Here is a 6,151-nt window from a genome sequence, read left to right as displayed (position 1 = left end):
TATGCCGTGGGCATCGAGCACCGGTGACGGCCGGAGGGGAGGGGCGCACGGCGACCGACGGAACGCGGCCGCATCGGGCCGCCGTCGTCGGCTGCGGGGACGTGGCGACGGTCCACCTCGAGGCGATCGACGCCATCGACGGGATCGAGCTGGTGGCGCTCTGTGACCGCGACCCGGATGCACTGGCCAGGGCCGCTGCCGGGCAGGACGTCCCGGGCTTCGCTGATGTCGAGGCGATGATCCGCCAGACACGCCCGGACGTCGTCCACGTGTGTACTCCGCACGACGAGCACGTGCCGGTGGCGTTGGCCGCTCTGGCCACCGGCACGAGTGTGCTCGTCGAGAAGCCGCTGGCCCACGTCATGACCGCTGCCGAGCAGCTCGTCCGGGCGGCCGAGGACAGCTCCGTGAAGATCGGCGTGTGCCTGCAGAACCGCTACAACACCACCTCGCAGGCCGCGCGGACGGTGCTCGACTCCGGTGAGCTGGGTCGGGTCATCGGAGCCACCGCGACGGTCATGTGGACCCGGACGCCTGACTACTACCGGGCCAAGCCGTGGCGGGGCCGGTGGGAGCGGGCCGGAGGTGGGTTGCTCATCAACCAGGCCCTGCACACGATAGACCTGCTGCAGTGGCTGATCGGCGACGTGGTCGACGTGTCCGGTCAGGTCGCGACCCGCGTGTACGGCGATGTCATCGAGGTCGAGGACACGGCCGAGATGGTGCTGCGCCACGAGGGCGGTGCTCGCAGCGTGTTCTTCGGCACCCTGTGCGGCGTCGTCAACCACCCGGTGACGATGCAGATCACCGCCGAGCGTGGCACCCTGTCGCTGGACGGGGACCTGACGATCTCGTACGCGGACGGCCGGGTCGAGCACGTCGCCGAGCGCGCGGCACCGTCGGCCGGTCGTACCTACTGGGGTGTCTCGCACGAGGTGCTGATCGCCGACTTCTACGATCGCCTGGGTGACCCTGAGCCGTTCTGGATCAGCCCCAGCGAGGCGCTGAAGTCCTTGCGGATCGTTACTGATGTCTATGCCAGGAAGGGATGAGATGGCAGCCATCGGGGTTCAGATGATGATGCTGAAGTCCAAGGTCGAGCAGACCGGCCCCTACGAGACGCTCCGTCGCCTGACAGAGGTCGGCTTCCGGGCCGTCGAGGTCTCACAGATCCCCATGAGCCCTGACAACGTCGCCGAGATGAGGCGTGCCCGCGATGAGCTCGGCGTCGACTTCGGTGCCCTGTCCGCCGCGATCCAGACACCGGTGGGGGCGCCCAACGACTCGCTCACGACCGACTTCGACAAGGTGGTCGGCGACGCCAGGACTCTGGGCGCAGACATGGTGCGCATCGGGATGATGCCGTTCGAGGCGATGGCCTCGTACGACGAGCTGCTGCGGTTCTGCCGGCAGGCGGACGACACTGCGGTGCGCCTGGCCGAGGTCGGCATCGGGTTGTACTACCACAACCACCACATCGAGTTCGCCAAGCACGGCGGCGAGCTGATCCTCGACATCATCCGCGAGAAGGCGCCGAACCTTCGCCTGGAGATCGACGTGCACTGGGTCCAGCGCGGCGGCCGAGACCCCGTCCGGACCCTGCAGAAGTATGCCGGGCTCGTCGACCTGGTCCACCTCAAGGACTACCGGATCGGGCCGCTGGACCCCGCAGCGTTCGAGGCGCTGCGGGCTGGGGATGTCGTCGGCTTCATGACCGCGTTCACCGGCGTGGTGCAGTTCGCCGAGGTGGGTGAGGGCACGCTCGACTGGCCGGAGATCATCGACACCGCGATCGCCTCCGGGGCGAAGTACCTGTTCATCGAGCAGGACGAACAGTACGGTCGCGACCCCTTCGACTGCCTCGTCACCTCACGCGAGAACCTCGTCGCCGCCGGGTACGAAGCGCTGCTGTGAGCCGTCGTCGGTAGCTCGCCGGTCGCGCGGATGGCTCAGAGGTATGTCCACAAGTTGCTGACCAGGCGCTCGGTCGTCGGCTACGGCCTCGGTGACTTCGCCAACAACCTGGCCTTCAGCCTCAGCACGTCCTTCCTGCTCTACTACTACACGGACGTGGCCGGCCTGTCGGCTGCGGCCGTCTCGACCATGTTCTTCGTCGTGCGCCTGTGGGACGCCTTCGCCGACATGATCGCCGGGCGCCTGGTCGACCGGAGCATGACCAGGTGGGGCAAGTTCCGCCCGTTCATCCTGTTCGGGGCGGTGCCCCTGCTCTTCCTCAGCTTCCTCACCTTCCAGGTGCCGAGCTCGTTCGACATGGGTGCCAAGCTGCTCTACGCCTACCTGACCTACGCGGTCCTCGGTCTGGTCTACTCCCTCGTCAACATCCCGTACGGCGCGCTCGCCTCGGCGATGACCCAGTCGGTCAAGGAGCGGGCCAAGCTCGTCGCCGCACGGTTCTTCGGCGCCGCGACCGGTGGCATCGTGCTGACCTACCTCATCGCGCCGCAGATCTCCGACCTGAAGACGCAGAGGAACACCCTGAGCCCGGCCGAGTACCAGGCGCAGGTCCAGGCCATCTTCACGCAGTCCACCCTGATCTTCATCGTCGTCGGCACGATCGCCTACCTGCTCACCTTCTTCTGGTGCCGTGAGCAGGTGGTACGCACCCAGCCGCGGGTCTCGGTCCGCGAGACCTGGGAGACGCTGCGCCACAACACGCCCCTCGGGTTCCTGTGCTCCGCGAGCTTCTTCTACCTCATCGGGCTGTTCGCGGTCGGTGGCGCCTCGGCCTACTACGCCCAGTACGTCATGGGTGACATCACCTGGATGGGCCCGATCGTCCTGGTCAACAGCGGCATCTCCATCGTGGCCGCACCCTTCATCCCAGCGGCGGTCGAGAAGTGGGGCAAGAAGGCGCTCTTCCAGTGGTGTGGCCTGTTCACGATCGTCGGTGGTGTCGCGCTCTACCTCACCCCCGGTGGTGCCGTCGCGCCGGCCCTGGTCTTCCTCGGGGTCAAGGGAGTCGGCGCGGCCCTGATCAACACGGTCATGTTCGGCCTCGAGGCCGACACGGTCGAGTACGGCGAGTGGAAGTCGGGCAAGCGGTCGGAGGGCGCCACGTACGCGATCTTCTCGTTCACCCGCAAGATCACCCAGTCGCTGGGCGGCGCGCTCGGCGCGGCAGCCCTCGCCTTCGGCGGCTACCTGTCGGCCACGGCTGCCGTGCCCAACCCGGTCCAGCCGGAGTCGGCCGTCACCGCGATCCGCGTCACGATGGGGCTGATCCCCGCGGTCGCCGCCCTCGTCGCGATGGTCATCTTCTGGAAGTACCCGCTGACCGACCAGCGCTTCCGCGAGATCCGCGACGAGACCGAGGCCAGCAAGGCAGCGCAGGGGCACGCGTTCGCACCGGATCGGCTCAGGCGATCAACAGGCATCGACTGAACCGGCGCGTGGAAGGTGGCTGAGCGGCATACGACACCATCTTGGAGTTGAGTGGAATAGGCTCAACTTTGACACGGTTGACCAGAGTGACTCTGCCCTCGACAGGAGAACGCATGGACCTTCAGCTGACCAACAAGGCTCAGGAGGCGTTGGCTCAGGCCGCGACGACCGCGGCGGCCAAGCACTCACCGAACATCGAGCCGGCTCACCTGCTGCTCGCGTTGGCGGCTCAGCCGGGCACGACCACCCCGACCCTGCTCGAGAAGGCCGGGTCCTCGGTCGGCGCAGCGACCAGCGCCGCGGAGCGGGCCATGGCCGCACTGCCGAAGGTGACGGGTGCTGCGCAGCCCCAGCTGTCCCGCGCCACCGCCGGGATCCTCCAGCAGGCTCAGCAGTACATGACGGCCATGGAGGACAGCTACCTCTCGACCGACCACCTGCTGCTCGCCCTGGCCCGCACGGGACAGTTCAGCCTCGACGCCGATGCGATCGAGCAGGCCATCCCCGAGCTGCGTGGGGGGCGCCCGGTCACCTCCGAGAACCCGGAGGGCACCTTCGAGGCGCTCAAGAAGTACGGCACCGACCTGACCGAGATGGCCCGGGAGGGCAAGCTCGACCCCGTGATCGGTCGCGACACCGAGATCCGCCGCGTCATCCAGGTGCTCTCACGGCGCACGAAGAACAACCCGGTCCTGATCGGCGAGCCAGGAGTCGGCAAGACGGCCGTCGTCGAAGGGCTGGCCCAGCGGATCGTCGCCGGCGACGTGCCGGAGAGCCTGCGCGACAAGCGCCTCATCAGCCTGGACCTCGGGGCGATGCTCGCCGGCGCGAAGTACCGCGGCGAGTTCGAGGAGCGGCTCAAGGCTGTCCTCGAGGAGATCAAGGGCTCCGACGGCGAGATCGTCACCTTCATCGACGAGATCCACACCGTCGTGGGAGCCGGCGCCGGCAGCGAGGGCGCGATGGATGCCGGCAACATGCTCAAGCCCATGCTCGCCCGCGGTGAGCTGCGGCTCGTCGGCGCGACCACGCTCGACGAGTACCGCAAGCACATCGAGAAGGACGCGGCCCTCGAGCGACGCTTCCAGCAGGTCTTCGTCGGCGAGCCGTCGGTCGAGGACACCATCGCCATCCTGCGCGGCCTCAAGGAGCGCTACGAAGCGCACCACAAGGTGACGATCGCCGATGCCGCGCTCGTGGCTGCGGCCTCGCTGTCGGACCGCTACATCTCCGGTCGTCAGCTGCCGGACAAGGCGATCGACCTCATCGACGAGGCGGCCTCCCGCCTGCGCATGGAGATCGACAGCTCGCCGGTCGAGATCGACGAGCTCCAGCGCGCCGTCGACCGGCTCAAGATGGAGGAGTTCGCGCTGGCGCAGGAGACCGACGAAGCCTCCAGGGAGCGGTTGGCGCGGCTGCGTGAGGACCTGGCAAACCGGTCCGAGGAGCTGGCCGCCCTGACCGCGCGCTGGGAGTCGGAGAAGGCCGGCCTCAACGTGGTCGGCGATATCAAGGCCCAGGTCGACGACCTGCGCACCCAAGCGGACCGGCTCCAGCGCGAGGGCGACCTCGGCGGCGCGTCGAAACTGCTCTACGGCGACATCCCGGCGCTCGAGAAGCAGCTGACCGCGGCGCAGGAGCGCGAAGGGACCGTCGCCCCCTCCGACGAGGGGCCGATGGTCAAGGACGAGGTCGGTGCCGACGACGTCGCGGACGTCATCTCGTCGTGGACCGGCATCCCCGCCGGCCGGCTGCTCGAGGGCGAGACCGAGAAGCTGCTGCACATGGAGCAGGTCATCGGTGCCCGGCTCGTCGGGCAGGCAGAAGCCGTCCGAGCCGTTTCCGACGCCGTCCGGCGGACCCGTGCCGGGGTGAGCGATCCTGACCGGCCGACCGGTTCGTTCCTCTTCCTCGGTCCGACCGGTGTGGGCAAGACCGAGCTGGCCAAGTCGCTGGCCGACTTCCTCTTCGACGACGAGCGGGCCATGGTCCGGATCGACATGTCCGAGTACTCCGAGCGGCACGCCGTGGCGCGGCTCATCGGCGCGCCGCCCGGCTATGTCGGCTACGAGGAGGGCGGCCAGCTGACCGAGGCCGTGCGCCGGCGCCCGTACTCCGTCGTCCTGCTCGACGAGGTCGAGAAGGCGCACCCGGAGACCTTCGACATCCTCCTGCAGGTGCTCGACGACGGGCGTCTGACCGACGGGCAGGGGCGGACGGTCGACTTCCGCAACGTGATCCTCGTGATGACCTCCAACCTCGGCTCGCACTTCCTCGTCGACCCGCTGCTCTCGGACGAGCAGAAGCACGAGTCCGTCATGGCGGCGGTGCGGGCGGCGTTCAAGCCGGAGTTCCTCAACCGGCTCGACGAGGTCGTCATCTTCGACGCACTCTCGGAGGCCGAGCTGGCCAGCATCGTCCAGCTGCAGGTGCGCCTGTTCGGCTCCCGGCTACGCGACCGCCGGATCTCGCTCGAGGTCACCGACGCGGCGCGGAGCTGGCTCGCCGAGCGCGGCTACGACCCCGCGTACGGTGCTCGGCCGCTGCGTCGGCTCGTCCAGCGCGAGATCGGCGACCGGCTCGCCCGGGCGCTGCTCGCCGGCGAGGTGCGCGACGGCCAGACGGTCACCGTCGACGTCGACGCGGCCGGCGACTCGCTCACCCTGGGCTGAGTCGCGGCTGCACCACCACCCCGCTGATCGACAGTGCACTTCTCGTGTTCGAGAGTGCGGCAGTGCTGATCGACAGT

Annotated in this window: 4 protein-coding genes; all 4 read left to right on the top strand. The window is 68.5% G+C overall.

What is annotated here, in order from left to right:
* Positions 1-1,052: Gfo/Idh/MocA family protein (locus L0H79_RS19885; RefSeq protein WP_367652504.1), on the top strand; the 1,052-nt coding region annotated here is incomplete at its 5' end.
* Position 1,053: 1 nt separating this feature from the next.
* Positions 1,054-1,914 carry a sugar phosphate isomerase/epimerase gene (locus tag L0H79_RS19880; protein ID WP_301486377.1) on the top strand — a complete coding sequence of 287 codons (861 nt, stop codon included), beginning with the start codon at positions 1,054-1,056 and terminating at the stop codon, positions 1,912-1,914.
* 30 nt (positions 1,915-1,944) lie between these two features.
* Positions 1,945-3,402, top strand: a complete 1,458-nt coding sequence (locus L0H79_RS19875; protein ID WP_301486376.1) for a glycoside-pentoside-hexuronide (GPH):cation symporter — start codon at positions 1,945-1,947, stop codon at positions 3,400-3,402.
* Between the two features lie 113 nt (positions 3,403-3,515).
* A complete protein-coding gene (clpB, locus tag L0H79_RS19870) occupies positions 3,516-6,074 on the top strand; it encodes an ATP-dependent chaperone ClpB (protein ID WP_301486375.1) in 2,559 nt (852 codons plus the stop codon).
* Positions 6,075-6,151: the final 77 nt, after the last annotated feature.

It is taken from the genome of Intrasporangium sp. (genome assembly GCF_030452765.1).
Classification (GTDB): domain Bacteria; phylum Actinomycetota; class Actinomycetes; order Actinomycetales; family Dermatophilaceae; genus Intrasporangium_A.
This window is presented reverse-complemented; position numbering and strand designations above follow the sequence as displayed.